The sequence below is a fragment of the Nocardioides panacis genome, assembly GCF_019039255.1.
GTDB lineage: Bacteria > Actinomycetota > Actinomycetes > Propionibacteriales > Nocardioidaceae > Nocardioides_B > Nocardioides_B panacis.
In genome coordinates, this window is sequence record NZ_CP077062.1 from 3115744 (window position 1) to 3140861 (window position 25118).

At 73.9% G+C, this 25118-nt stretch carries 24 protein-coding genes and 1 pseudogene; 12 read left to right on the plus strand and 13 right to left on the minus strand.

Annotated features, from left to right (window positions below; all coding sequences use genetic code 11):
- Window positions 1–14 precede the first annotated feature (14 nt).
- The 3 genes from KRR39_RS15185 to KRR39_RS24985 are packed head-to-tail and all read right to left on the minus strand — an operon-like array spanning window position 15 to window position 2859.
- Entirely contained in the window at window positions 15–830 is an 816-nt protein-coding gene (locus KRR39_RS15185; RefSeq protein WP_216938161.1) for a DUF2705 family protein, read from the minus strand.
- Window positions 827–1753: an ATP-binding cassette domain-containing protein gene (locus KRR39_RS24980; RefSeq protein WP_254185175.1), complete on the minus strand. Its 927-nt coding sequence runs from the start codon at window positions 1751–1753 to the stop codon at window positions 827–829. Before KRR39_RS24980 ends, KRR39_RS15185 begins: the two co-directional genes overlap by 4 nt.
- The gene (locus KRR39_RS24985) at window positions 1750–2859 is read right to left on the minus strand and encodes a LolA-like protein (protein WP_254185176.1); all 1110 of its coding nucleotides are present in this window, start codon (window positions 2857–2859) and stop codon (window positions 1750–1752) included. Before KRR39_RS24985 ends, KRR39_RS24980 begins: the two co-directional genes overlap by 4 nt.
- A 98-nt stretch (window positions 2860–2957) precedes the next feature.
- Here KRR39_RS24985 and KRR39_RS15195 point away from each other — a divergent pair, with 98 nt between their 5' ends.
- Window positions 2958–4805, plus strand: coding sequence for a CocE/NonD family hydrolase (locus KRR39_RS15195; protein WP_216938163.1), 1848 nt, complete (start codon window positions 2958–2960; stop codon window positions 4803–4805).
- A gap of 15 nt (window positions 4806–4820) precedes the next feature.
- Here KRR39_RS15195 and icmB read toward each other — a convergent pair whose 3' ends face one another.
- The gene (gene icmB / locus KRR39_RS15200) at window positions 4821–5234 is read right to left on the minus strand and encodes a coenzyme B12-dependent isobutyryl CoA mutase small subunit (RefSeq protein WP_216938165.1); all 414 of its coding nucleotides are present in this window, start codon (window positions 5232–5234) and stop codon (window positions 4821–4823) included.
- Window positions 5235–5631: 397 nt separating this feature from the next.
- Here icmB and KRR39_RS15205 point away from each other — a divergent pair, with 397 nt between their 5' ends.
- Entirely contained in the window at window positions 5632–6495 is an 864-nt protein-coding gene (locus KRR39_RS15205; protein ID WP_216938167.1) for a M23 family metallopeptidase, read from the plus strand.
- Between the two features lie 51 nt (window positions 6496–6546).
- Here KRR39_RS15205 and pcrA read toward each other — a convergent pair.
- The 4 genes and pseudogenes from pcrA to KRR39_RS15225 all read right to left on the minus strand — a co-directional run bounded on the left by pcrA (window position 6547) and on the right by KRR39_RS15225 (window position 11930).
- Window positions 6547–8983, minus strand: a pseudogene (pcrA, locus tag KRR39_RS26565) (DNA helicase PcrA).
- Window positions 8984–9028: 45 nt separating this feature from the next.
- Entirely contained in the window at window positions 9029–9829 is an 801-nt protein-coding gene (locus KRR39_RS15215) for a M15 family metallopeptidase (protein ID WP_216938169.1), read from the minus strand.
- Between the two features lie 92 nt (window positions 9830–9921).
- Window positions 9922–10611, minus strand: coding sequence for a LuxR C-terminal-related transcriptional regulator (locus KRR39_RS15220; protein WP_216938171.1), 690 nt, complete (start codon window positions 10609–10611; stop codon window positions 9922–9924).
- Complete coding sequence (locus tag KRR39_RS15225) at window positions 10608–11930, minus strand: ATP-binding protein (protein WP_216938173.1); 1323 nt, start codon at window positions 11928–11930, stop codon at window positions 10608–10610. Before KRR39_RS15225 ends, KRR39_RS15220 begins: the two co-directional genes overlap by 4 nt.
- A gap of 144 nt (window positions 11931–12074) precedes the next feature.
- Here KRR39_RS15225 and KRR39_RS15230 point away from each other — a divergent pair, with 144 nt between their 5' ends.
- Genes KRR39_RS15230 through KRR39_RS15240 form a run of 3 tightly spaced genes read left to right on the plus strand, consistent with a single transcriptional unit; the run spans window position 12075 to window position 13908 of the window.
- On the plus strand, window positions 12075–13352 hold the full coding sequence (locus KRR39_RS15230; protein ID WP_216938175.1) for a PspC domain-containing protein: 1278 nt from the start codon (window positions 12075–12077) through the stop codon (window positions 13350–13352).
- Window positions 13352–13696, plus strand: coding sequence for a hypothetical protein (locus tag KRR39_RS15235; protein WP_216938177.1), 345 nt, complete (start codon window positions 13352–13354; stop codon window positions 13694–13696). Before KRR39_RS15230 ends, KRR39_RS15235 begins: the two co-directional genes overlap by 1 nt.
- Complete coding sequence (locus tag KRR39_RS15240) at window positions 13693–13908, plus strand: PspC domain-containing protein (protein WP_216938178.1); 216 nt, start codon at window positions 13693–13695, stop codon at window positions 13906–13908. The genes KRR39_RS15235 and KRR39_RS15240 overlap by 4 nt, the downstream gene beginning before the upstream one ends.
- Window positions 13909–13918: 10 nt before the next feature.
- Here KRR39_RS15240 and zwf read toward each other — a convergent pair whose 3' ends face one another.
- The 4 genes from zwf to KRR39_RS15260 all read right to left on the minus strand — a co-directional run bounded on the left by zwf (window position 13919) and on the right by KRR39_RS15260 (window position 17888).
- Window positions 13919–15364, minus strand: coding sequence for a glucose-6-phosphate dehydrogenase (gene zwf, locus KRR39_RS15245; RefSeq protein WP_216938180.1), 1446 nt, complete (start codon window positions 15362–15364; stop codon window positions 13919–13921).
- Window positions 15365–15533: 169 nt separating this feature from the next.
- Window positions 15534–16430: a hypothetical protein gene (locus KRR39_RS15250; protein WP_216938182.1), complete on the minus strand. Its 897-nt coding sequence runs from the start codon at window positions 16428–16430 to the stop codon at window positions 15534–15536.
- Window positions 16427–17113, minus strand: coding sequence for a class F sortase (locus KRR39_RS15255; RefSeq protein ID WP_216938184.1), 687 nt, complete (start codon window positions 17111–17113; stop codon window positions 16427–16429). The genes KRR39_RS15250 and KRR39_RS15255 overlap by 4 nt, the downstream gene beginning before the upstream one ends.
- A 4-nt stretch (window positions 17114–17117) precedes the next feature.
- Window positions 17118–17888 (minus strand): DUF4397 domain-containing protein, encoded by a 771-nt coding sequence (locus KRR39_RS15260; protein WP_216938186.1) that lies wholly within the window; start codon window positions 17886–17888, stop codon window positions 17118–17120.
- Window positions 17889–18157: 269 nt separating this feature from the next.
- Here KRR39_RS15260 and KRR39_RS15265 point away from each other — a divergent pair, with 269 nt between their 5' ends.
- The 4 genes from KRR39_RS15265 to KRR39_RS15280 all read left to right on the plus strand — a co-directional run bounded on the left by KRR39_RS15265 (window position 18158) and on the right by KRR39_RS15280 (window position 21713).
- Entirely contained in the window at window positions 18158–18850 is a 693-nt protein-coding gene (locus tag KRR39_RS15265) for a response regulator transcription factor (RefSeq protein ID WP_216938188.1), read from the plus strand.
- A complete protein-coding gene (locus KRR39_RS15270; protein ID WP_216938190.1) occupies window positions 18847–19848 on the plus strand; it encodes a HAMP domain-containing sensor histidine kinase in 1002 nt (333 codons plus the stop codon). Before KRR39_RS15265 ends, KRR39_RS15270 begins: the two co-directional genes overlap by 4 nt.
- Window positions 19845–21305, plus strand: a complete 1461-nt coding sequence (locus KRR39_RS15275) for a DUF4153 domain-containing protein (RefSeq protein ID WP_216938192.1) — start codon at window positions 19845–19847, stop codon at window positions 21303–21305. The genes KRR39_RS15270 and KRR39_RS15275 overlap by 4 nt, the downstream gene beginning before the upstream one ends.
- A gap of 84 nt (window positions 21306–21389) precedes the next feature.
- Complete coding sequence (locus tag KRR39_RS15280; RefSeq protein WP_216938194.1) at window positions 21390–21713, plus strand: hypothetical protein; 324 nt, start codon at window positions 21390–21392, stop codon at window positions 21711–21713.
- A 73-nt stretch (window positions 21714–21786) separates the two neighbouring features.
- Here KRR39_RS15280 and npdG read toward each other — a convergent pair whose 3' ends face one another.
- A complete protein-coding gene (gene npdG / locus KRR39_RS15285; protein WP_216938196.1) occupies window positions 21787–22446 on the minus strand; it encodes an NADPH-dependent F420 reductase in 660 nt (219 codons plus the stop codon).
- Between the two features lie 77 nt (window positions 22447–22523).
- On the opposite strand from npdG, the gene KRR39_RS15290 reads away from it, so the two are divergent.
- The 3 genes from KRR39_RS15290 to KRR39_RS15300 are packed head-to-tail and all read left to right on the plus strand — an operon-like array spanning window position 22524 to window position 25096.
- Window positions 22524–23564 carry an LLM class F420-dependent oxidoreductase gene (locus KRR39_RS15290; RefSeq protein WP_216938198.1) on the plus strand — a complete coding sequence of 347 codons (1041 nt, stop codon included), beginning with the start codon at window positions 22524–22526 and terminating at the stop codon, window positions 23562–23564.
- Window positions 23564–24721, plus strand: coding sequence for an acyl-CoA dehydrogenase family protein (locus KRR39_RS15295; protein ID WP_216938199.1), 1158 nt, complete (start codon window positions 23564–23566; stop codon window positions 24719–24721). Before KRR39_RS15290 ends, KRR39_RS15295 begins: the two co-directional genes overlap by 1 nt.
- A 27-nt stretch (window positions 24722–24748) precedes the next feature.
- Window positions 24749–25096, plus strand: coding sequence for a hypothetical protein (locus KRR39_RS15300; protein ID WP_216938201.1), 348 nt, complete (start codon window positions 24749–24751; stop codon window positions 25094–25096).
- Window positions 25097–25118 lie beyond the last annotated feature (22 nt).

A 25118-nucleotide genomic window follows, 5' to 3' on the forward strand; every position in this document is an offset into this window, starting at 1 on the left:
GCACCGGGGACCGCTCAGCTGGTGATGTCCTTGGTGGTGAAGTTCGCCCAGGCGACGCCCAGGAACACCAGCACGTAGACACCCTGCAGCCCGACCCCGCGGGTCAGGTCGCGCCAGTGGATCGGGTCGCGGAACAGGTCCACGAACGACAGCCAGTAGCGGGTCGGGAGGTAGGGCTGCAGCGCGGCCGCGGCGTCCAGGGTGAGCAGCAGCGTCGAGGCGATCAGGAAGGCCAGCGCCCCCAGCGCCGCGCCGATCGCGGAGTCGGTGAACGTCGACAGCATCAGCGCCATCGCTGCGACGCCCAGCATCGACAGCGACACGTAGACGACCGACATCAGCGTCCGCTCCACGAGCTGCGTCGAGGTCAGGCTGCTCCCGGACACGCCGGTGACCAGGCCGCTGGCGTCGCCGCCGCCGAGCAGCAGCCGCCCGACGACGTACCCGACGGCGGCGACCACCACGACCGCGAGCAGCACGAACGCGAGCACGCTGACCAGCTTGGCCACCAGCAGCGTCGTACGACGGACGGGGCGGGTGAGCACGTAGCGCAGCGTGCCTCCGGCCGCCTCGCCCGCGACCGCGTCACCGGCCACCACCGCCACCGCCACCGGCATGAACAGCGGCAGCACGATCGCCAGCGCCGCCAGGGGGAACAGCGTGCCGTCGGTGAGCACCGCGGACAGGAACGCCGGCCCCTCACCGGGCTGCGGGCCGATGTCGGTCACCGCGAGCAGCACGGCCACCAGCGTCGGCAACGCGTTCAGCATCAGGATGGTGATCCAGGTGCGGGGCCGCCGCAGCATCTTGACGAGCTCGACACGGATCACGAGGACACCCCTACCTGGGACGGGTCGGTGGTCGCGTCGAGCACGACCTGCTCGAGCCCTCGGCGCTCGGGACCGAGCTCGTGGACGCGCACGCCACCGTCGACCAGGAGCCGGTTGAGGGTGGCGGGGTCGTCGGCCCGGACCACCAGCCGATCGCCGTCGCGGAGCTCGACGCGGCCGTCGAGCAGGCCGACCACCCGGTCGCCGTCGGGGGTGACCACGACGGTCCGCCCGGTCGGCGCCTGCAGCGCGCGCAGGTCCTCCTGGACCACGAGCCGGCCCCGGTCGAGGACCCCGACCCGGGTGCACATCTGCTCCACCTCGGCGAGCAGGTGGCTGGACAGGAAGATCGTGGTGCCCTCGGCGTTCAGCCCGAGGAGCAGGTCGCGCATCTCCCGGATGCCCTGCGGGTCCAGGCCGTTCGTGGGCTCGTCGAGCACCAGCAGCCGCGGGGCGCGCAGCAGCGCGGCGGCCAGCCCGAGCCGCTGCCGCATGCCGAGGGAGTACCCCTTCACCCGCCGGTCCCCGGCGACCCCGAGCCCGACCCGGTCGAGCACCGTGGCGACCCGGTCCCGGCGACCGCGGCGCGACGACCCCATCGCGTCGAACAGCTCGAGGTTCGCCCGCCCGCTCAGGTGCGGGTACGCCGCGGGGCCCTCGACCAGCGTGCCGACCTGCGGGAGCACCGTCGCGGCCGAGCGCGGCATCGGCTCGCCGAGCACCTCGGCCTCCCCGGAGGTGGCCAGCACCAGGCCGAGCAGCATCCGGACCGTCGTGGTCTTGCCGGAGCCGTTGGCGCCGAGGAAGCCGTAGACGTCGCCGGCGCGCACGTCGAGGTCGATGCCGTCGACCGCCAGCACCGGCCCGTAGCGCTTGGTGAGCCCCTGGGTGCGGATCACCGGCGCGGCGTCGGGAGGGGTCACCGGAAGCTCAGCCCCGGCCGGTGCGCGGCGAGCTCGGCGGCGGCGGCCAGCAGCGCCTTGCGGGTGACCGTGCCGGCCAGCAGCCAGGCGCTCTCGTTGGGCTCGGGGCTGCCGAGCAGCAGCCGCAGCGGCGGCGCGGCCACCAGCACCCCGGCGTCCAGCTCGCGGGTGCCGGGGGCCTTGAGCAGGTCCTCGCGCACCCGGTCGGCGCTCCGGTGCCACAGCGGGACGGCCAGCAGCACCGTGGGACCCCGTCCGTAGACCCCGACGGCCCCGGGCGCCTGCCCGACGGGAGCGGTGCGCCGCGGCAGCCCGGCCAGGGTCCTCGGCGGCACCCGGGAGGCGAACCGGTTGGCGGCGTCCGCGAGGTCCACGACGTCGTCGCTGCGCAGGTGCGCGTCGTCCGGCGGGGAGAACGACAGCGCCGCGGAGGACGGCTTGCCCACCGTCAGGTCCAGGAACCGGGAGGTGACCGACGGCGTCGCGGCCCCGCGCCCGAACATCCGCACCTGCACCGGCAGTCCGGTGGCCCGGTCGGCGTACACGTCGACGCGACCGATGCTGGCCTGCGGGTCGGCCGGACGCAGCCGCAGCCCCAGCGCGTCCCGGCCGGCGATCCGGCGGGCCGGCAGCCGGCTCAGCTCCCCGGGGCGCGCACCGGACAGCGCCCGGCGGGCCAGCTCGTTGGGCAGCAGGTCGGCGGTGGTCGGCAGCCGGACCGCGACGTCGGGCACCAGCGTGACGTTCTTGGACTCGTAGACCCAGCGCAGCGTGCGGTCCCCGGCGTGCACCAGGTCGGTCTCGCCGGTCGTCCGCAGCGTCGACACCCGCCAGGTGGACGGGTCGCGCCACCAGACCCGCACCTTGTTCGTGTCGCCGACCAGCTTGGTGAGACCGGACAGCGCGTCGTTCACGGGCAGGCCGACGGTCCCGCCGGACTCGACGTACCCGGAGAAGGCGACGTCGCGGGAGCCCTGGATGCGGTGCAGCAGCACGACCGCGCTGCTGCCGTCGTCGTGCGCGGGCAGCGCGCGCACCAGGAACGGGGTGCTGACCAGCAGCAGCACGCCGACGCCCACGAGGGCCCAGCGTCGCGCAGCGGTCATGCGTCTCACCGTACGTCGCGACCCGAGCGACCCGCCCGGAACGTAGCGATTCCGCCCCACCGTCGTTGTACCCCTCACACACCGACGAACGGACCGCCATGGCTCGCTCCCGCACCGCCACCCTCGCCGCCCTCGGCCTCGCCGCCGCCGCCGGGCTCACGCTGACCGGCGTGGCCCCGTCCGGCGCGCAGGCCGCGACCGACCCCACGCCCGGCTACTCGCTGCGGCACCTCACGGTGACCGTGAAGGTCGGGCCGGACGACCACCCCTGCCTCGTGGACGCCGACCTCTACAAGCCCGACCGCGCCTCGGCGACGAGCAAGCGGCCCGCGATCCTGACGACCAACGGGTTCGGCGGCAGCAAGGACGACAGCAACGAGTCCGCGATCGGCCGGGGCTTCGTGAAGCAGGGCTACGTCGTGCTCGCCTACACCGGGCTCGGCTTCCCCGGGTCCGGCTGCAAGATCACCCTCGACGACCCGGCGTACGACGGTCGCGCCGGCCGGCAGATGGTCAGCGTGCTGGCCGGCACCAAGTCCTACCTCGACGAGGACAAGAAGCCGCAGCGGATCCGCTACGTCGCGCAGGAGAAGAAGGGCGACCCGCGCGTGGGCATGATCGGCGGGTCCTACGGCGGCCAGATCCAGTACGCCGTCGCCATGCAGGACAAGCGGGTCGACGCGCTGATCCCGATCATCACCTGGAACGACCTGTCCTACTCGCTGGCCCCGAACAACACCAGCCTGTCGCGCGGCGTCACCTACACGACGCCGGGCGTCGGCAAGCGCGAGTGGGTGGACCTGTTCTTCTCCGTCGGCATCACCGCCGGCGCGCAGGGCGCCTCGGTCGACCCGGCCCGCGACTTCCCGCCGTGCCCGAACTTCGCCGACGCCGCCTGCGCCGCGGCCGTCCGGCTGAACACCCTGGGCTACCCGGACGCGAGCACCCTCGCCCTCGCGCGGCACGCCTCGGTGTCGACGTACGTCAAGAAGGTGACCGCACCGACCCTGGTGGTGCAGGGCCAGAAGGACACCCTGTTCAACCTCCAGGAGGCGGTCGCGACGTTCCGGAGCCTGCGCGCGCAGGGCACCCCGACCCGGATGGTGTGGCAGTCGTGGGGCCACTCGAGCAGCACCCCCGCGCCCGGAGAGCTGGACTTCGACGCGAAGTCGCTGCGGGACTCCTACCTCGGCAACCGGTTCCTGAACTGGATGAACCACTACGTCAAGGGCAGCACCAGCGCGCCGGTCGGCCCGCTGTTCTCCTACTTCCGCGACTACGTCCCCTACGACACCCGCCCCGGGTACGCCGCCCGGGCCATCCGCGCGGCGTACGTCGAGACCTCGCGGTTCTCCCAGTCCCCCACCGCGACGCTCTTCTTCTCGGGCGACGACGGGCTCACCCCGGACGCCTCGAAGGTCGCCCCCGGCTCCGCGTCGTACGGCGGACTCGGTGCCGTCGGCTCGTCGTACTCCGAGACCTCGGGGCTCGAGGGCAGCACGGTCGACAACCCGCCCAGCGACGCCCCCGGCACCTTCGCGTCGTTCACCAGCCCGCCGCTCGCCGCGCCGGCGGACCTGGTCGGCTCCTCCCGGCTGCGCCTGCACCTGTCCGCGCCGCTCGCCGCGCAGACCCAGGCCACGGACGCCGGCGGCAGGCTGGTGCTGTTCGCCAAGGTGTACGACGTCGCGCCCGACGGCACCCAGAAGCTGCAGAACCGGCTCGTCTCACCGGTGCGGGTCACCGACGTCACCGCGCCGGTCGACGTCACGCTGCCGGGCGTGGTCCAGCGCTTCGACGCCGGCCACCGGATCCGGGTCGTGGTCGCGGCCGGCGACCTCGCCTACGCGGGGAACCTCGCGCCGCAGCCGGTGACGGTCACGACGAGCCCGACGCAGCCCAGCTCGCTGCGGATGCCGCTGACGACGCCGCTGCACCTGCAGTAGCCGCCCGGCGGACGGTCAGGCGCCGACGGAGGAGTCGTCGACGACGTTGTCGCGCACCCACTCCACGATGCGGGTGGTGGGGGCGCCGGGGGTGAACACCTCGGCGACCCCCATCTCCTTGAGCAGCGGGATGTCGGCCTCGGGGATGATCCCGCCGCCGATCACCACGATGTCGCTGGCGTCGCGCTCGGCGAGCAGCCCGATGAGCTTCTTGAACAGCGTCATGTGCGCACCGGACAGGACGGACAGGCCGATCACGTCGGCGTCCTCCTGGATGGCGGTCTCGACGATCTGCTCGGGGGTCTGGTGCAGGCCGGTGTAGATGACCTCGTGGCCGGCGTCGCGCAGCGCGCGGGCGATCACCTTGGCACCGCGGTCATGACCGTCGAGCCCGGGCTTCGCCACCACGATCCGGATCGGAGCCGCCATCACACACACCTTTGCTCGAGAGGGACGCGGGACGCGTGCAGGCACCGTCCCGACCCAGGCACCCTAGCCGAGGCGCCCGGCGCCCCGACCAGACCAGCACCCCCGTGCGCGTGAGGAAGGCCACATGGGTAACACTTCGGGCTGCTCCGCGCAGGCTGCGCCCGCGACCGTCCGGTGACCCGCAACACACAGCAACCTGTACCGAACCGGACAGGAGCGTGACTGTTCCGTTACTGTGTGCTGTTGCGTGCCCCCGACGTAAGGATCGCCCTCACTCGTGTCGAACCATCGTGCAGAAAAGCGTGCCGTCTCGCGGCGCCGATCTGTCGACGTCCGGGGTACGTCCGACAGCTCCGTCCGGCCGGCCTCCGTCGAGCAGTCGGTCGTCGAGCGCTCCGTGTCCACCGCCGGCAAGCGCCGCAAGCCCGGTCGGTCCGAGCAGCGCGCGACGCCCTCGACGTCGGCCAAGGTGCGGAGTACCCACGGCGGCCTGCGCAAAACGCTCATTCCAGGAATTCCTTCCGCCCCGACCCTGATCGGCGCCACGGCCCTGCTCCTGGCCGCCGCCGGAGCGGTCACCGTCAGCGCCCCGGACAGCGGCTCCCGGCTCGCCTCCGGCAACGTGCAGCGGCTCTCCGGCCAGGCCAGCGTGCTCAGCGGGGCCAGCAGCATCAGCTCGAACAGCTCGCTGAGCGGCCGGGCCCGCGCGGTCAGCCGTGACTCGCAGCGCGAGGCGCTCCAGGACGCCGCCGACGAGGACCTGCAGGCCGCCGCCGAGAAGCAGGCCAAGGAGCGCAACGCCGCCCTGGCCGCGCTCGCCGCGAGCGCCGAGAAGCAGGCCTCGCTGATCGCCAAGAACGCCTGGCAGACGCCGGTCGCCCCGGGCGCCTACCACCTGACCTCGCGCTTCGGCGACTGCTCGACCCTCTGGTCGCACTGCCACACCGGTTTGGACTTCGCCGCCCCCAGCGGCACCCCGGTGCACGCGGTCACCGGCGGCACGGTGAGCCAGACCGGCTACGCCGGCGCCTACGGCAACCAGACGATCGTCACGCTCGAGGACGGCACCGAGATGTGGTACTGCCACCAGACCACGATCGGGGTCAGCCCCGGCCAAAAGATCCGCGCCGGCGAGGTCATCGGCACCGTCGGCTCGACCGGCAACACAACCGGCCCGCACCTGCACCTCGAGGTCCGGCCCGGCGCCGGCGACCCGGTCGACCCGTTCGCGGCGCTGGTCGCGCACGGCATCCAGCCGTAGGCCCCCCGGCACCGCTCAGGTGCCGAGCAGGATCCGGACGTCCGGCGTGCGTCAGAGCTTCTCGACGGGGGCGTAGCGCAGCAGCAGGCGCTTGACGCCCTGGGAGCCGAAGTCGATGGAGGCGACCGCCTTGTCGCCCACGCCGTCGAGCGCGACCACGCTGCCCATGCCGAACGAGTCGTGCAGCACCCGGTCGCCGGGCGCGAGGTTCGGGATCTCCCGGGTCTTGCCCTTGGCCTCGGCGTCCGCGCGCACCGCGGCCGACCCGAACCGCCGGGCCGGGGCGCCGGCGTTGCGCTGCGGCAGGGAGGGCAGCACCGGACGGTTCCACGAGGTCTGGGCGGCCTCGGTGCGCCGCCAGTCCACGAGGTCGCCCGGGAACTCCTCCAGGAACCGGGACGCCGGGTTGTGGGAGGGCGCGCCCCACGAGGAGCGGACCACGGCACGGGAGAGGTAGAGCCGCTGCTGGGCGCGGGTGACGCCGACGTAGGCGAGCCGGCGCTCCTCCTCGAGCTCGGGCTGGTCGCCCAACGAGCGCATGTGCGGGAAGACGCCGTCCTCGAGACCGGTCAGGAACACCACCGGGAACTCCAGGCCCTTGGCGGTGTGCAGCGTCATCAGCGTCACCACGCCCGCGTCGTCGTCGGGGATCTGGTCGGAGTCGGCGACCAGCGCGACCCGCTCCAGGAAGTCCGACAGCCCCGGGACCGCGGGGTCCTCGTCGGCCGGGTCGGCGGACGGGCCGGCCACCGGCTCGTCGGCGAACTCCCGGGACACCGCGACCAGCTCGGCGAGGTTCTCCACGCGGGTCTCGTCCTGCGGGTCGTCGGACTCCTCGAGCTCCTTGAGGTAGCCGCTGGCGGCGAGCACCTGCTCGAGGACCACGTCGGCGCGCTCCCCCGCCGCGACCATGGACTGGAGCTGCTCGACCATCTCCACGAAGGTGCGTACGGCGCCCAGCGACCGGGTCGCGATGCCCGGCGCCTCCTGGGCCCGCCGCAGCGCCTCGAAGAAGCTGATCCGCTCGCGCTGCGCGAGCGCGTCGACGCAGGCCTCGGCCCGGTCGCCGATGCCGCGCTTGGGCACGTTGAGGATCCGGCGCAGCGACACCTCGTCGTCGGGGTTGACCAGGATCCGCAGGTAGGCCAGCGCGTCCTTGACCTCGCGCCGCTCGTAGAACCGCACCCCGCCGACCACCTTGTAGGGCAGGCCGACCCGGATGAACACCTCCTCGAACACCCGGGACTGGGCGTTGGTGCGGTAGAACACCGCCACGTCGCCGGGCCGCGAGTCGCCGGCGTCGCTCAGCCGGTCGATCTCCTCAGAGACGAACCGCGCCTCGTCGTGCTCGTCGTCCGCGACGTACCCGACGATCTGGGCGCCGTCCCCGGCGTCGGACCAGAGGTTCTTGGCCTTGCGGCCCTTGTTGCGGCTGATCACCGAGTTCGCCGCGGTGAGGATCGTCTGGGTGGAGCGGTAGTTCTGCTCGAGCATGATCGAGCTGGCGTTCGGGAAGTCCTCCTCGAACGCCAGGATGTTGCGGATGTTGGCGCCCCGGAACGCGTAGATCGACTGGTCGGCGTCACCGACCACCATCAGCTCGGAGGGCTCGATGCCGTCGCCGTCGGGGGGTGTCCGGGTCGCTGCCCGGGCGGCCCACGTCGTGCGCGCACAGCTCGCGGACCAGGGCGTACTGCGCGTGGTTGGTGTCCTGGTACTCGTCGACCAGCACGTGCCGGAACCGGCGCCGGTACGTCTCGCGGACCTCCGGGAACGCCTGGAACAGGTGCACGGTGGTCATGATCAGGTCGTCGAAGTCCAGCGCGTTGGCGGCCCGCAGCTTCTGCTGGTAGAGCGAGTAGGCCTGGGCGTAGGTCTCCTCGAGGCGGTTCTGCGTCGACCTCGAGGCGTCCTCGTGGTCGATCAGCTCGTTCTTCTGGTTGGAGACCCAGTTGAGCACCGCGCGCGGCTGGAACCGCTTGGGGTCGAGGTCGAGCTCCTTGCACACCAGGGTCATCAGCCGCTTGGAGTCCGCGGCGTCGTAGATCGAGAACGTGGACTTGTAGCCGAAGCGGCCGATCTCCTTGCGCAGGATCCGCACGCAGGCGGAGTGGAAGGTGGAGACCCACATGATCCGGGCGCGGGGACCGACCAGCTCCTCCACGCGGGCGCGCATCTCGGCGGCGGCCTTGTTGGTGAACGTGATCGCCAGGATCGAGCCGGGGTGCGCCTTGCGCTCGGAGATCAGCCAGGCGATCCGGCGGGTGAGCACCCGGGTCTTGCCCGAGCCGGCGCCGGCGACGACCAGCAGCGGCGCGCCGGAGTGCACGACCGCGGCCCGCTGCGGCTCGTTGAGACCCTCCAGCAGCTCGTCCCGGCTGGGCCCGCGGCCCTCGCGGGGCCGGGCCTTCTGCGGGGTCGCGACGTCGAGCTCCAGCTCGGTCTGGGTCGAGGAGGGGGGCTGCGGGATCGGGAACGACGCACTCATGTCCGACCCAGCCTACGTCCCGGCGGGGACGGTCCGGCGTCCGGCTCAGCGGCCGTTCGCGGAGAAGTGCATGAGGTCCGACACCGAGGAGAAGTCTCCGCCCCAGGTCCACCCGGCGGCCGCGAACGCCCGGGTGACCACCCCGCCGCGCAGCACCATGCCCGGGCGTCGCCAGGACCGGTCGAGGTAGGCGCCCGCCAGCTCGGGCAGCACGAGGTCGCCCTTGCGGTAGGGGTTCAGGAACGGGTTCACGTCGATCGCCAGGCCGGAGGCGTGCGCGGACAGGGTGCTGCTCCCGCGGGTCGTCCGGCAGACGTACGCCGCGGTGTCGTTGCCGTCCCCGGTCGGCGGGGCGTCGAGGTCCGCGGTGGTGACCAGCCGCATCTCCTCGAGCGGGAAGCCGGCCCGCCACAGCCGGCGGAACACGCCCACCACCCCGTCGGCCACCGAGGCGTTCACGACCAGCTCCCCGGTGTGCGGGGCGCCGTCGAGGCCGTGGAAGGACAGCGTGAGGTAGCGCAGCTCGTCGAGCCGGACCGGGCAGGACGGCGACCAGGTCTCCCCCATCCGGCGGCGGACCTGCGCGGTGACCGGGCCGACGGTCCCGTGGAACCGGCCGTCCCGCGGCGGGGGCAGCCGGTCGGCGGTGGCCAGGCGACGTACCCGGAGCTCGCGGGGGGTGCGCAGCACCTGCCCGAACCCGTCGGGTCGCAGCGGCAGCGACCGGGCGCCGACGGTCCAGGTGTCCAGGCGGGCCCGCGGGGCCGTCGGGGCCGTCGGGGTGCTCTCCGGAGCAGCCGAGGCGGCCGGGGCGGCGCGGCCCGTCGGGCTCGTCGGGCTGCTCACCGGGCTGCCGGGCGCGGGCTCGGCGCCGGTCGACGCGCACCCGGTCAGCACCGCCAGCAGGAGCGTCGCCAGCAGCGGGCCGGTCCCGCGGCTCAGAGCAGCCGCCGGTCGTTCGCCCAGCGGGTCAGCTCGTGGCGCGAGGACAGCTGCAGCTTGCGCAGCACGCTGGAGACGTGGGTCTCGACGGTCTTGATCGAGATGAACAGCTCGCCGGCCACCTCCTTGTAGGCGTACCCGCGGGCGATCAGCCGCATCACCTCGCGCTCCCGCTCGGTGAGCCGGTCCAGGTCCTCGTCGACCTGGGCCACCTCGATCGAGCCGGCGAAGGCGTCCAGCACGAAGCCGGCCAGCCGCGGGGAGAACACCGCGTCGCCTCCTGCGACCCGGTCGATCGCGTCGACGAGCTCGGGGCCGGTGATCGTCTTGGTGACGTAGCCGCGCGCGCCGGCCCGGATCGTGCCGATCACGTCCTCGGCGGCGTCGGAGACCGACAGCGCCAGGAACCGGGTCTGCGGCAGCCGGGCGCCGACCCGGCGCATCACCTCGGCGCCGCCGCCGCCGGGCAGGTGCACGTCGAGCAGCACCACCTCCGGACGCAGGCGGACCACGGCCGCGACGGCCTGGTCGACGTCGGCGGCCTCGCCGAGCACCTCGACCCGGGTCGGGTGCGCGGCGAGCTCGGCCTTCACGCCGGTCCGGAACATCGCGTGGTCGTCGACGACCACGACGCTGCGCCGCAGGCCCGACCCGGCGGTCGGTCCCGGTCCGGTGGTGGCACTCATCCGGTCTCCTCCTGGCTGCTGGTCCTCTGGGTGGTCATGGTGAGCCGCACCTCGGTGCCGTCGCCCGGGGCGGTGCGGATCACGGCGGTGCCGCCGTGCCGGCGCATCCGGTCCACGATGCTGTTGCGGACCCCCAGCCGGTCGTCGGGCACGATGCTCTCGTCGAAGCCGCGCCCCCGGTCGCGGACGAACACCTCGGTGGCGTCCGGGCCGGCCTCGGCGTAGACGTCGACCTGGTCGGCGCCCGAGTGCTTCGCGGCGTTGACCATCGCCTCCCGGGCCGCCAGCACCAGCGGGCGCAGCCGCTCCGAGACGGGGGTGTCGCCGACGGTGACCACCTCGACCGGGACGCCGTGGCCGTCCTCGACCTCCGCGGCCGCCGCCTTCAGGGCACTCGCCACCGACGTGTCGGGCGCCGGCTCCTCGCCGTACAGCCAGGACCGGAGGTCCCGCTCCTGGGCGCGGGCCAGGGTGGCGACGGTCTTGGCGTCGCCGGCGTGCTTCTGGATCAGCGCGAGCGTCTGCAGCACCGAGTCGTGCAGGTGCGCGGCCATGTCGGCGCGCTCCTGGGAGCGGACCCGGGCAGCGCGCTCCTCGGACAGGTCGCCGGTCAGCCGGAACAGCCACGGCCCGACCATCAGCGCGAGACCGGCCACGCCGAGCACCCCGGCGACCACCACGTCACGGGCGACCCCGACCTGGCCGGACTGGCCGGTCTGCAGCGCGAACAGCACGAGGGCCGAGAGCAGCAGGCCGACGCCGGCGACGAGCCGCACCCAGGCGGCCGTGCCCCCGGCACCGACCACCGCCCGGACGAAGTCGATGCGCCCGGTGCTGTCCACCCACCGCTCGCGCTGCGCCTCGTCGGCCTGCCGCCAGAGCACCGCCAGCCCGATTACGCCGAGCAGCACCGGCCAGAAGACCACGGAGCCGCCGAAGACCGTCTGCGCCAGCACCACGACGCCGATGCCGACGGCGGCCAGCGCCACCAGCAGCCCGACGTCCTCGAGGCGCCGGCCGCGACCCGGGCGCTTGCCCTGCCGGGTGGCCGCCTCGAGACCGGGCGAGCGCTGCTCGAGGTGGGTGTCGGTGGGCAGCACCAGCCAGAGCGCGGCGTACACCACGACGCCGAAGCCGCCGAGCGCGGAGGAGATCAGGAACGCCGCCCGCACGTAGGTCTTGTCGACGTCCAGGTGCCTCGCGAGACCGGCGGCCACCCCGCCGAGCAGCCGCTCGTCGGTGGACCGGAACGCCCGGGGCGGGCGGGGCCGCGGTGCGGCCGGCTGGCCGGTGGGCGGGGCAGGGGCGTCGGTGCTCATCGTGGCTCAATCGTCACACAGCGCAGGGGCCGGAACCATGAGTGGCGACCCTGGCCGGACCCTGGTCCCCCGGGCCCCGCCCCAGGTGCGAACCAGGGGTCTCCCTGATGGTGCGCAGCCGCCGGGGGCACCAGGATCGGTGACATGAACCAGACACAGGGGCCGTCCACCACGGACGACGAGCAGGGCACCCGGTCCGACGAGCAGGCCACCGGCCTTCCCGGGGTGGACCGCCACAACCTCCGGCACTACGAGCAGCTGCACCGCAGCGTGACCGACCGCAAGATCGCCGGCGTCGCCGGCGGCCTGGGCCGGCACCTCAACGTCGACCCGACCATCCTGCGGGTGCTCTTCGTGGTGCTGTGCTTCTTCGGCGGCGCGGGCTTCGTGCTGTACGGCGCCGCCTGGCTGTTCGTCCCCGAGGACGGGCGCGACCAGGGCGCGGTGTCGATGAGCCCGTCGACGCGCAACGCCGTGCTGATCGCGGCCGGCGTCCTCGCCGCGCTGCTCCTGGTCGGCGACAGCTGGCACGGCATCGGCTTCCCATGGCCGGTGTTCCTGGTCGGCATCGGCGCGCTGGTCTACCTCGCGGTCCGCGACAAGGACCGGCCGGAGGGCTACACGGCCCCCGAGGCGCCGGCGCCCTCCACGGCCCCCGAGGCCACGGACCCGTCCGCCGGGGTGCCTGCCGGGTACGACGCCGGCTACGCCGGGGTGCCCGCCGGGTACGACGCCGGCTACGCCGCGCAGCCGCCCGCTCCGCCGTGGGTGCCCGTGGCCCAGCCCGCCGCGCCGTACCAGCCGCCGTCGCGCCGCAAGACCGGTCCCAAGCTGTTCGGCTTCACGCTCGCCCTGGTGGCGGCCGCGCTCGGCGCGCTCGGCCTGTACGACGTGTCCGGCGGGGACGTGCTCCCCTCGGCGTACCCCGCCCTCGCGCTGGCCGTCATCGGCCTGGTGCTGGTGCTCGGCGCGTTCGTCGGCCGGGCCGGCGGGCTGATCTTCCTCGGCCTGGTCGCGGCTGCCGCCCTCGTGGTCACCTCGGTGGTCGCCAGCATCGGCGGGGACTTCGGCGGCTCCGACCGGCTCACCGTCGCGCCGACCTCCGCGAGCCGGGTGCTCGACAACTACGCCGTGAACACCGGCCGCGCGGTCGTCGACCTCAGCAACGTGCGCGACCCCGCGGGGCTCGACGGCCGCCTGGTCAACGTGACCGGCCGGGCCGCGGAGCTGGTCGTGATCCTGCCCCCGGGCATCCGCAGCGACGTCACCGCCGGCATCGACGGCCCCGGCGAGATCGACCTCCCCGACCGGAGCGCCGGCGGCATCAGCACCGACCGGTCCGGCGTCTACGGCACGGGCACCGGCCTCGTGACCATCTCCACCCACCTGTCCGCCGGCCACATCGACGTGAGGAACCCCTGATGCTCAAGACCCACCCGCTCAACGTCAGCTACCTCGTGGTCGGCCTGGTCTTTCTGGGCGTCTCCGGCTCCTGGGCGCTCCAGGCCGGCGGTGCCGTGGACAGCGGCGACACGCACTGGATGATCCCCGCGGTGCTGCTCCTGGCCGGGGTCGTGGGCCTGGTCGCGGTCGCCGCGAAGGGCCTGAGCCGGGGCCGGTCGGCCGACGACGTGCCGGCGTACGACGCGTACCCCACGACGTACGACAGCGACCTCGGGCCGGCGTACGACGAGCCCACCGAGGCCACCACCCGCCTCGACACCGATCCCGAGAACCACACCGACTCCGAAGGAGAATCCCGATGACCGAGCAGCCCCAGATCCCCTACGCCGCACCGCGGCGGCTGACCCGCAGCCACGACGACCGCTGGCTGTCCGGCGTGTGCGGCGGCGTCGCCCGCTACACCGGCCTGGACGCCAACCTGGTCCGGCTCATCGTGGTCCTCGGCACCGTCCTCGGCTTCGGCTCGCTGCTGGTGGCCTACGTCGTCGCCTGGATCCTGATGCCCGAGGAGTGACCCCCCCGGGCTACTCGGCGGTGACGTTCGGCCGGCGCCAGCTGCGCTCGAAGGGCAGCCGCCAGGCGTGCGGGGCGATCAGCTGGTGGATCGCGTTGGGGCCCCAGCTGCCCGGGGCGTAGCCGCGCACCGGGGGCGGGTCGGCAAGCAGCTGGTGCGAGACGTCCCACAGCTGCTCGATGCCCTCGGCGGTCGTGAACAGCGTGTGGTCCCCGCGCATCGCGTCGTGGATCAGCCGCTCGTAGGCCTCGAGCACCGACTTGGAGCTGCCGGTCTCGTGGGTCGCGAACTGCATCGACAGCTTCTCCAGCTTCATCCCCGGACCGGGCCGCTTGCCGTAGAACGACAGCGACATCCGGGACTGGTCGGCCAGGTCGAAGGTCAGGTGGTCCGGTCCCGCGGCACCGACGCCGGAGCCCTGCGGGAACATCGTCCGCGGCGGCTCCTTGAACGCGATCGAGATGATCCGCGCCCCCTCGGCCATCTTCTTGCCGGTGCGCAGGAAGAACGGCACCCCGGCCCAGCGCCAGTTGTCGATCTCCACCTTCAGGGCAACGAACGTCTCGGTGTCGGAGTCGTCGGCGACCTCGTCGAGCTCCCGGTAGCCGTGGTACTGGCCCCGGACCACGTTGTGCGGCTCGAGCGGCCGCATCGACCGGAACACCTTGAGCTTCTCGTCGCTGATCGGGCCGGGGGCCAGGGACGTCGGCGGCTCCATCGCCATGAACGCCAGCACCTGCATCAGGTGGGTGACCACCATGTCGCGGAAGGCGCCGGTGGACTCGTAGAACGAGGCCCGCATCTCCAGGCCGAGCGTCTCGGGGACGTCGATCTGGACGTGGTCGATGAAGTTGCGGTTCCAGATCGGCTCGAACAGGCCGTTGGCGAACCGGAAGGCCAGGATGTTCTGCGCCGCCTCCTTGCCCAGAAAGTGGTCGATGCGGAAGATCTGGGACTCGTCGAAGACCTCGTGCAGCCGCGAGTTGAGCTTCTTCGCGGACTCCAGGTCGGTGCCGAACGGCTTCTCCATGATGATCCGGGACCGCTCGACCAGGCCGGCCTCGGCGAGCTGGCGCACGACGGGCAGGGCGGCCTTGGGCGGCACGCTCAGGTAGTGCAGCCGGCTGATCTCCTCGTCGGACTCGGTGGCGAGCTGCTTCTCGGCCTCGGCGACCGCGTCGGCCAGCGCCTGCGGGCCGTCGCTCTGCCGCACGAACGAGAGCCGGCCGGCGAAGTCGTCCCAGCAGGACTCGTCGAAGGGCCGGCTGAACTCGTCGATGCCCTCCCGCGCGAGCTTCACGAACCGTTCGGTGTCGAGGTCGTCCAGCGACGTACCGACGATCCGGCAGTCGCGGAGCAGCCCCGCCTCGAACAGGTGCAGCAGACCGGGGAGCAGCTTGCGGCGAGCCAGGTCGCCGGTGGCTCCGAACAGCACGACCACGTGCGGTTGTTCCATGCCGTGAATCGTAGGCCCGTCCGGCTGCGGTGTCGTCACCCGCGGGGTGGCCGCCGACCCGGCGACTCTGGCGGCCCCGTCCCCGCCGACCCGGCGACTCTGGCGGCGTTTCCTCCGCCAGACGCGCCGGGTCGGGGTCGTCCTCGCCGCCAGACGCGCCGGGTCGGCCTCACCCCAGGTCCACCTGCGCCTGTACGGCGTCCTCGCGGGCGTCCCCGCGCAGCTCGACGTTCCACCGCCCGCTGCCCGGCGAGCCGCACGGCCGGGGAAGCGTCGAGGTCGCGTCCACGCAGGCCAGCGACAGCACCCCGGGGCTGACCACCTGCACCCGGGTCGGCCCGCGCCGATCGCCGTACCGCACCTCCAGCGCGGTTGCCTGCACGAGGGCCCGGCCGCGCGCCGAGCTGCTGCGCTCGACGAGGCCCTCCAGCGTGTAGCGGATCGCGACCGTGGTCGCGGCGTCGGGGAGCGCGACGTGCGCACCGGGGCCGCCGACGGTCCCCGGCCCGGGCACCGGCCGGCCGTCCGCGGTCACCCGGACGTCGACGGCCCGCACCGACCGGCTCACCGTCGGGACCGCGGGCAGCCCCAGGTCGAGCCCGCGCAGGGGAGTGCCCGACCGGACCCACTGCACGACGTGGACCCGGCCGTCGGCCCCGATCCGGCTCTCGACGAAGGACCCGACGGCCGGGAGGGTCGCGGGCGGTCGGGTGCCCAGGGCGTCCTGCGGGGCCGGGCCCGCGGCTCCGTCACTCCCGAGGCCCGGGCCGGCGCGCAGCCCGACGTAGGTGAGGACGACGACCGCCAGGAGCACGGCGAGCACGGCCCACCGCCCGCCGCCGTCGCCGAGGGCGGCGGGGAGGGACGGCGGCCCGGACGGCGGCTCGGGCAACGGCTGGGGCGACGGCTGGGGCGACGGCTGGGGCAACGGCTGGGGCGACGGGTCGGGCGGTACGACCCGCTCGACCGGGCGCTGCCGGGGCTCGGGCAGCCGCGCCTCGGGCCCGGGCCGGCCGGGCGTCGGCCTGCGCGGGGCCAGCGGTCGGGGTGGCGGCTTCTTGGTCATCCGGTCCTCCGGGCGGGAGGGGCGAGCGGACGGGCGACGAGGACCGCGACCCGCTGGTAGCCGCCGCGGCTGGGGTCGTAGGGCGGCGCGCAGGTCACGAGGGTCAGCCGCGGCGGCCCGGTGGGCGCCGAGATCCACGGGTGCCGGTCGAGCGGGCCCTGGGCGACCAGGCGCAGCGACCGGACCACGAACACCTGGGTGAGGTGCCGCGTGGTGATCCGGACCCGCTGCCCGGGGCGCGCCCGCAGCAGCTCGGCGTACGGGCCGAGGCCCTGGGTGGTGGAGTCGATGTGGGCGGCCAGGAGCATCGAGCCGAACGGGTCGCCGACGCGCGAGCCGCCGCGCCACCAGCCGGCGGTCCCGACGTCCTCGGGCAGGTCGAGGGAGCCGTCCGCGGAGGTCGAGACCGCCCGCACCGGCACCACCCGCCCGCTGGGCAGCCGGGCCGCGGACGGGGCCTCCGGGACGACGACGGACCGGGCCCGCCGGGCAGCGGTCACCGGGACCGGCGCCTCGGCGGTCGACGGCCGGTCCGCCGACCCCGTGTCCCGGGTCGCCCGGGTGTCCCCGTCGGAGCGGCCGACCGCCCACGAGGCGAGGAGCACGCCCACGAACAGCACGACGGTGACGAGCGTGACCGGGCCCCGCGGCGCGCGGTGCTTCCCGGGGCCCGGCCGCGCCACGGGCTCAGCCCCCGAGCGGCAGGACGGCCGGCCCGAACGGCCGCACCGGGACGTCCGCGGCGAGCCCGGCCTCCCCCGCCGCGATCGCGTGCGGCGCCACGGTGCCGTCGGGCTGGACCTGTGCGGTGTGCGCGATGACCTTCATCGAGCCGTTGCTCGGGCGGCCCACGGCGTACACCATCGTCACCGTGGCCGGCGCGAGGTCGACGCTGATCGGGCCGAGCAGCGGGTCGGTGGTCCGGCCGGTCGCGTAGAGGGCGACCCGGTGGGTGCCGGCCGGCACGTCGGCCTCGGCGAACTCGCCGTTGGCGATGTTGGTGAAGATCGTGCGCCCGTCGACGCGTACGTCGGCCGGGGCGACGGTGGCGGTGTGCGCGACGAGCACGCGTGCCTTGCCGGGCCCGATCGACCTGCGCGGCGTCCGGTAGGAGCTCACCACGGGCAGGCCGGCCACCGCCGCCGGCCGGTGCAGCACCACGTCGACGCTGCCGCCGGCCAGCACCCGGACGCTCGTGCGCCTCGTCTCCCCGCCGCCGACGGGCGTGAACGCGACGACGTGCCGGCCGGCCCGCAGGGTGAGCGGCACGATGGTCCCCTCTGGCACCCGACCGCGCACCGCCCGACCGTCGACGTGCACCGCGACCACCTCGCCGGGGACCGCCTGGACGACCTGCACCGAGCCGGGCGCGCCGCCCGCCGCACCGGACGGGAGCGGGCCGACCACCAGGCCCGCACAGGCGAGGCCCCCCGCGACGATGACGCTGCCGATCCTCATGTCGTTCCCCCGCACCCCTCGAGACGTCCCTTTCCGACAGAAGCACACGGACGTCGCGACCTGAAGACGCGGAGTTAAAATCTGCCGGGCGAAATCCCGGCGAATGGCCGCGCTATTTCTGCTTTCCGGGGACTTGTCATCTCATGGGCGACGAGTCGGAGACGTACAGCAAACGCGACGGTCGACCCGGCCCCGCCCATGCGGACCTGCGCAGAACCTTCACGAGGTGCGCGCACCTCCTGGACCCGTCTCCTCCTAGGCTCGCCGGCATGGACAACGGGGTGAACCGGCGGGTGCTGGTGGTCGAGGACGAGCCGACGATCAACCAGGCGGTGAGCGACCGGCTGGTCGCGGAGGGGTTCGAGGTCCGCCAGGCGTACGACGGGCCGGCCGCCGTCGCGGCGGCGCTGGACTGGCCGGCCGAGCTGCTGGTCCTGGACGTCATGCTGCCCGGCCTCGACGGCCACGAGGTGTGCCGCCGGGTGCAGGCCGGACGCCCGGTCCCGGTGCTGATGCTCACCGCCCGCGACGACGAGACCGACGTGCTGGTCGGGCTCGGGGTCGGCGCCGACGACTACCTCACCAAGCCGTTCAGCATGCGCGAGCTGGTGGCCCGGGTCCGGGTGCTGCTGCGCCGGGTGGACCGGGCCGCCGAGCTCGCCCGCGGCGGCCCGGCGACGCTCACCGTCGGGCCGGTGCAGATCGACCGCTCCGGGCGCCGGGTGAGCGTCGAGGGGGTCGACGTGCACCTGACGCCGACCGAGTTCGACCTGCTCGTCTGCCTGGCCGACGCACCGGGCACCGTGCGCACCCGCGAGCACCTGCTCGCCGAGGTGTGGGACTGGCCGGACGCCGCCGGCACCCGGACCGTCGACAGCCACGTCCGGTCGCTGCGCGGCAAGCTCGGGTCCGGGCTGGTGCGGACCGTGCACGGCGTCGGCTACGCGCTGGACCAGCCGTGAGGCCCCTCGACCGGATCGGGTCGATCAAGCTCAAGCTCGGCATCCTGGTCGGGGTGAGCGTCGTCGTGGCGGTGTCGCTCACCGCGGTCTCGGGGTACCTCGGCGTCCGCACCCGGTGGACGCTCCCGGTCGTGATCGTCCTCGCCCTGCTGGTCACCCAGCTGCTCGCCCGCGGGATGACCTCGCCGCTGCGGGAGATGACGGCGGCGGCCCGGGGCATGGCCACCGGTGACTACGCCCGCCGGGTCACCGCCACCTCCAACGACGAGGTCGGCGACCTGGCCCGGGCGTTCAACACGATGGCCGCCGACCTGGCCGCGGTGGACCGGCACCGGCGCGACCTGGTCGCCAACGTCTCGCACGAGCTGCGCACGCCGGTCTCCGCGCTGCGGGCCGTGCTGGAGAACCTCGTCGACGGCGTCGGTCAGCCGGACCGGGCGACCCTGCAGGCCGCGCTCCACCAGACCGAGCGGCTCAGCGGGCTGGTCACCGACCTGCTGGACCTCTCCCGCGTCGACGCCGGCATCGCACCGCTGGTCCGGGAGACCGTCGCCCTGCAGGGGTTCCTCGACGACACGGTCGCCGAGGCACGACTGAGCCGGCGGCCCGTGACGTACGTCGTCCGCGTCGACCCCGCCGACCTGACCGTGCACGGCGACCGGTCCCGGCTGCACCAGCTGGTCGCCAACCTGCTCGACAACGCCGGCCGGCACAGCCCCGCCGGCGGCACCGTCACCGTCGTGGCGCGGCGGGCCGGCGACCGCACCGTCCTCGAGGTCACCGACGACGGCCCGGGCATCGACCCCGACGACCGGGCGCACGTGTTCGAGCGCTTCACCACCGGCGGCGCCGACGGGACCGGCGGCACCGGCCTCGGGCTGGCGATCGCCCGGTGGGTCACCCAGCTGCACGGCGGCCGCATCGAGGTCGCCGAGCCCGACCGGCCCGGACAGGGCTGCCGCATCCGCGCCACGCTCCCCGGAGGGACCACCGCATGAGCACCCCCGCACTCCCCCAGAGCACGCCCGTGCCCGCCGGGCAGTTCCTCGACGACCTGTTCGGCGGGTTCTGGCCCGAGCAGTCCCTGCCGGCGCGGCCCCGGCACGTCACCGCGGCGCTGCTCGTCGGCCTGCTGGCCGCGCTCGTCCTGCCGTTCCGCGACCCGGGCCTCGGCAGCTTCCTGGTGCTGTCGGCCGTAGGCGGGGTCGTGGCGTCCGCGGACCGCCGGCTGCGGACGCCGTACCACCTGGGCGCGGCGACGCTGTGCACCCTGCTCGTCTCGACGCTGGTGGTCCGCGACGCGGAGTGGATCGTCGCGCTGTGCCTGCTGGCCGCCGGGGCCGTCGCGGTGGCGACGCTGACCGAGGGCCGCTCGCTGCCGGCGCTGCTGGTCTCGGGGCTCGCCGTGCCGTTGGCCGCGCTGCGCGGGCTGCCGTGGCTGGGCCGGTCGGTGACCGCCTCGCGGACGTCGAGGTCCTGGGCGCCCGCCCTGCGGACGGTGGCCGTCTCGGCGCTGCTCGTGCTGGTGTTCGGGCTGTTGTTCGCGTCCGCCGACGCCGTCTTCGCGCGGTGGGCGGGCGCCGTCGTGCCGGACGTCACCGGGCCGACCCTGCTGCTCCGCACCGTCCTGACCGCGGTCGTGGCCGGCGGCACCCTCACCGGCGTGTACGTCGCCCTGAACCCGCCGCGGGTCGAGCACGTGGCGCTGCCGCCGGCGTCCCCGGTCACCCGGCCGTTCGAGTGGCTGGTGCCGGTCGGCGCCGTGGTCGTGCTGTTCGCGGTGTTCGTGGCCGCGCAGCTGACCGTGATGTTCGGCGGGCACGGCTACCTGCGGCGGACCACCGGGCTGACCTACGCGGAGTACGTCCACCAGGGCTTTGGACAGCTCACCGTCGCCACGCTGCTGACCCTGGCCGTCGTCGGCGTCGCGGCCCGCAAGGCGCCCCGGTCCAGCGCCCCGGAGCGGCTGCTGCTGCGCGCGGTGCTCGGCGCGCTGTGCCTGCTGACGCTGGTGGTCGTCGCCTCCGCGCTCTACCGGATGCACGTCTACGAGGAGGCCTACGGATTCACCCGGTTGCGGCTCCTGGTCTCGGTGTTCGAGGGCTGGCTCGGGCTCGTCGTACTGATGGTGCTCGGCGCCGGCCTGCAGCTGCGGGGGCCGTGGGTGCCCCGCGCGGTGCTGCTGTCGGGAGCCGCGGCGCTGCTCGCCCTGGCGGCGCTGAACCCGGACGGGTACGTCGCGCGGCACAACCTGGACCGCTTCGCCGGGACCGGGAAGATCGACGCCGCGTACCTGGGCGGGCTGTCGGCCGACGCCGCGCCGGCGCTGCAGCGGGCCGGCTGCGTGACGGCGCTGCCGGTCGGCGACCACGACTGGCTGGAGTGGAACCTCGGCCGGGCCCGGGCCACGTCGCCGCGCGGAGCACCGACGTCGCCGGGGTGCACGCTGCCCTGACCAGCCGGAGCACCCCCCCGTTTGGCCGGGGTGGGGACCGGGCACGTCGGGAGGACACCACCGACGACGAACGGGAGATCCACCATGAAGGGCAAGATCACGCTGCTGGTCGGCGGAGCAGTCGGCTACGTCCTCGGCTCGCGGGCCGGACGCCAGCGCTACGAGCAGATCAAGTCGCAGGCGCAGTCGTTCTGGACGAACCCGAAGGTGCAGGAGAAGGCCACCCAGGCCCAGGACTACGCCAAGGACAAGGCGCCGGTCGTCAAGGACAAGGCCGCCGGGGCCGCGGCCAGCGCCGCTTCCGCCACCAAGGAGGCCGCCGGCGCCGCGAAGGACAAGGTCTCCGGCGACTCGCAGGACACCAGCGCGGCCTACCCCACGTCGGCGAGCACCACCGGCACCGTCTGACCCACCCGCCGACCCGTCACTCGTGCAGCACAGACACGCGTGTCTGTGCTGCACGAGTGACGGGTCGGCGGTGTCAGAGGCCGGAGATGCGGGTGCCGGAGCGGATCTTGTAGCGCTTGTTGATGCTGATCAGCACCGCGGTCCAGGGCTCGAGCTGCCGGGCGATCCGCAGCCGTCCGGCGTCGACGCCGTCGCGCGAGGTCACCGCGCGGGCGAGCTCGACCGCGACCGCCTTGGCCTCCGCGTCGTCCCCGCAGACCAGCACGTCCTCGTGGTCGAGGTACTCCGCGTCGCTCCACAGCGAGGGCGCGGAGACGTGGTGGAAGGCGCCGACCACCCGGGCGGACGGCACCAGCGCGGCGGCCGTCTCGGCGGCGCTGCCGCCGGGGACGTCCAGCCCGTAGGGGCCCTGCTTGTCGAACCCGAGCGGGTTGACGCAGGAGATCACGGTCTTGCCGGCGAGCTGCCCGGCCAGCGAGGCGACCAGGTCGTCGTGGCCGTCGTACGGGACCGCGAGGACGACCACGTCGGCGCCCGCGGCCGCGTCGGCGTTGCCCAGGCCGCTCACCGAGCCGTCGGGCACCCGGGCCGCGATCTCGGCTGCCGCCTCGGCCGCCCGCTCGGCGGACCGGGAGCCGAGCACGACCCGGTGGCCGTGCCGCGCCCAGCGGTAGGCGAGGCCCCTGCCCTGCGGACCGGTGCCGCCGATGACCGCGATGTCGTAGCTCGTCACACGCACTCCCTTGAAATCGTGACAGCGATACTGTCACGGTAGTACCCGTCCGCCGAGCCCAGATCACGAGGTCGCAGATGAAGCTCTCCACCCAGCTGATGTACGCCGGCAACCCGCGGGAGGCCGCCGACCAGGTCGCCGCCCTCGAGAAGTCCGGGCTGGACACCGTCTGGGTGGCCGAGGCCTACGGCTTCGACTCCCCCACGCTGATGGGCTACCTCGCGGCGAAGACCGAGACCGTGGAGATCGGCTCGGCGATCCTCAACGTCTACTCGCGCACCCCCGGCGCCCTCGCCCAGACCGCCGCCGGCCTCGACAACGTCAGCGGCGGCCGCGCGATCCTGGGGCTCGGCGCGTCCGGCCCGCAGGTCATCGAGGGCTGGCACGGCCTGCCCTACGACAAGCCGCTGGGCCGCACCCGCGAGGTCGTCGACATCGTCCGGATGGCGCTGCGGCGCGAACGCCTCGTGCACGACGGCAAGATCTTCCACCTGCCGCTCCCCGAGGGCCAGGGCACCGGCCTCGGCAAGCCGCTGAAGATGCTCACCAAGCCGGAGCGGCCGAGCATCCCGGTGTACGTCGCGGCGCTCGGCCAGAAGAACGTCGAGGGCACCGCGGAGTACGCCGACGGCTGGCTGCCCTTCCTCTACGCACCGGAGAAGGCGCACCTGGTGTGGGGCGACGCGCTCGCCGCCGGCGCCGCCAAGCGGCCCGACGACCTCGGTCCGCTCGAGGTGGTGGCCGGCGGCATGGTCTGCGTCGGCGACGACGTCAAGGGCATGCTCGACCTGGCCCGGCCGATGTTCGCGCTCTACATCGGCGGCATGGGCGCGAAGGGCAGGAACTTCTACAACACGCTGGCCTGCGAGTACGGCTTCGAGGCCGAGGCCGCCAAGATCCAGGAGCTCTACCTCGGCGGCAACAAGCGCGACGCCGAGGCGGTCGTGCCGCTGGAGCTGCTCGAGATGGTGAACCTCGTCGGGCCCGCGTCCTACGTCCGCGAGCGGATCGCGGCGTTCCGCGAGTCCGGCGTGACGAACCTCCAGGTGATGCCGGTCCCCGCCGACGGCGGCGACCCGGCCGCCCTGGTGGCCCAGGTCAAGGAGTGGGTGGCCTGATGGCCCGCCGCGACCTGCTCGACGAGGAGCACGAGGCGTTCCGCCGTACCGTCCGGTCGTTCCTGGACAAGGAGGTCGTCCCGAACCACCCCCAGTGGGAGGCCGACGGCCAGGTCAGCCGGGAGGTGTGGACCCGCGCCGGCGCCCAGGGGCTGCTCTGCTTCGACGTCGCCGAGGAGTACGGCGGCCCGGGCGTCCGGGACTTCCGCTACAACCTGGTGCTCGCCGAGGAGATGACCAAGGCCGGGGCGAGCGGACCGGGGTTCTCGGTGCACACCGACATCATCGTGCCGTACCTCAGCAGCCTCGGGACCGACGAGCAGAAGCGTCGCTGGCTGCCCGGCTGCGTCAGCGGCGAGACGATCACCGCGATCGCGATGACCGAGCCCGGGGCCGGCAGCGACCTGCAGGGCATCCGGACCAGCGCGGTCGACAAGGGCGACCACTACGTCCTGAACGGCTCCAAGACGTTCATCAGCAACGGCGCGATGGCCGACCTGGTGATCGTGGTGGCCCGCACCGACACCACCACCGACGGCGGCCTCGGCCACAAGGGCATCTCGCTGGTCGTGGTCGAGGCCGGGATGGCGGGCTTCGAGCGCGGCCGCCGCCTCGACAAGGTCGGGCTGCACGCCCAGGACACCTCCGAGCTGTTCTTCGACGACGTCGTGGTGCCCAAGGAGAACCTGCTCGGCGAGGAGGGCAGCGGTTTCGTGTCGCTGATGAACAACCTCCCCCAGGAGCGGCTGTCCATCGCGATGATGGCCGCCGCCGCGTGCGAGGCGGTGCTCGACATGTGCCTGGCCTACGCCCAGGAGCGGGAGGCGTTCGGCCGGCCGATCGGGAAGTTCCAGAACACCCGGTTCACCATCGCCGAGATGGCCACCGAGGCACACATCGCCCGGGTGTTCGTCGACGACTGCGTCAAGCGGCACAACGCCGGCGAGCTCGACGCCAAGCTGGCGTCGATGGCGAAGTGGTGGACCACCGAGCTGCAGAAGAAGATCGTGGACGCCGGGGTGCAGGTGTTCGGCGGCTACGGCTACATGACGGAGTACCCGATCGCGAAGGCGTTCCTGGACAGCCGGGTGCAGACGATCTACGGCGGCACCACCGAGATCCAGAAAGAGATCATCGGCCGCTCCCTCGGCCTCTGACCCCTGGCGACCACCTAGACTCGGCGGATGCAGCGGGCCGGGCACCACGTCGTCCGGAGCGCCGTCCTCGCGGCGCTCTCGGCGCTGCTGCTGGTGCTCGCCGGCCCGTTCGCCGGTGCCCAGCCCCACCTCCCCGCCCGCACGGCCGGTCCCGGGGTGCACCGCACCACCGGCGTCGACCCCGGCCCGGCCACGGCCCCGCAGGCCCACCGGTCGGGCCACCTGCAGCGTCCCGACGGGTCCGCGCCGGCCCTGGTCCCGGACCGGGCAGGCTCGCCCCGTCCGACGTACGCGACCCGCGCCGGCTCCGCGCGGACCGAGCCCGTCCGGGCGACCACCCGTGCCACGGTGCACGGGCGTGCACCTCCGGCCTGACGGAACCCCCACCCGTCCGTCC

Coding starts and splice junctions, on each gene's coding strand:
- KRR39_RS24985 (WP_254185176.1), bottom strand. CDS start 2,859: ATGACCGCTGCGCGACGCTGGGCCCTCGTGGGCGTCGGCGTGCTGCTG.
- KRR39_RS15195 (WP_216938163.1), top strand. CDS start 2,958: ATGGCTCGCTCCCGCACCGCCACCCTCGCCGCCCTCGGCCTCGCCGCC.
- icmB (WP_216938165.1), bottom strand. CDS start 5,234: ATGGCGGCTCCGATCCGGATCGTGGTGGCGAAGCCCGGGCTCGACGGT.
- KRR39_RS15220 (WP_216938171.1), bottom strand. CDS start 10,611: ATGAGTGCCACCACCGGACCGGGACCGACCGCCGGGTCGGGCCTGCGG.
- KRR39_RS15225 (WP_216938173.1), bottom strand. CDS start 11,930: ATGAGCACCGACGCCCCTGCCCCGCCCACCGGCCAGCCGGCCGCACCG.
- KRR39_RS15230 (WP_216938175.1), top strand. CDS start 12,075: ATGAACCAGACACAGGGGCCGTCCACCACGGACGACGAGCAGGGCACC.
- KRR39_RS15235 (WP_216938177.1), top strand. CDS start 13,352: ATGCTCAAGACCCACCCGCTCAACGTCAGCTACCTCGTGGTCGGCCTG.
- KRR39_RS15240 (WP_216938178.1), top strand. CDS start 13,693: ATGACCGAGCAGCCCCAGATCCCCTACGCCGCACCGCGGCGGCTGACC.
- zwf (WP_216938180.1), bottom strand. CDS start 15,364: ATGGAACAACCGCACGTGGTCGTGCTGTTCGGAGCCACCGGCGACCTG.
- KRR39_RS15250 (WP_216938182.1), bottom strand. CDS start 16,430: ATGACCAAGAAGCCGCCACCCCGACCGCTGGCCCCGCGCAGGCCGACG.
- KRR39_RS15260 (WP_216938186.1), bottom strand. CDS start 17,888: ATGAGGATCGGCAGCGTCATCGTCGCGGGGGGCCTCGCCTGTGCGGGC.
- KRR39_RS15265 (WP_216938188.1), top strand. CDS start 18,158: ATGGACAACGGGGTGAACCGGCGGGTGCTGGTGGTCGAGGACGAGCCG.
- KRR39_RS15275 (WP_216938192.1), top strand. CDS start 19,845: ATGAGCACCCCCGCACTCCCCCAGAGCACGCCCGTGCCCGCCGGGCAG.
- KRR39_RS15280 (WP_216938194.1), top strand. CDS start 21,390: ATGAAGGGCAAGATCACGCTGCTGGTCGGCGGAGCAGTCGGCTACGTC.
- KRR39_RS15290 (WP_216938198.1), top strand. CDS start 22,524: ATGAAGCTCTCCACCCAGCTGATGTACGCCGGCAACCCGCGGGAGGCC.
- KRR39_RS15295 (WP_216938199.1), top strand. CDS start 23,564: ATGGCCCGCCGCGACCTGCTCGACGAGGAGCACGAGGCGTTCCGCCGT.
- KRR39_RS15300 (WP_216938201.1), top strand. CDS start 24,749: ATGCAGCGGGCCGGGCACCACGTCGTCCGGAGCGCCGTCCTCGCGGCG.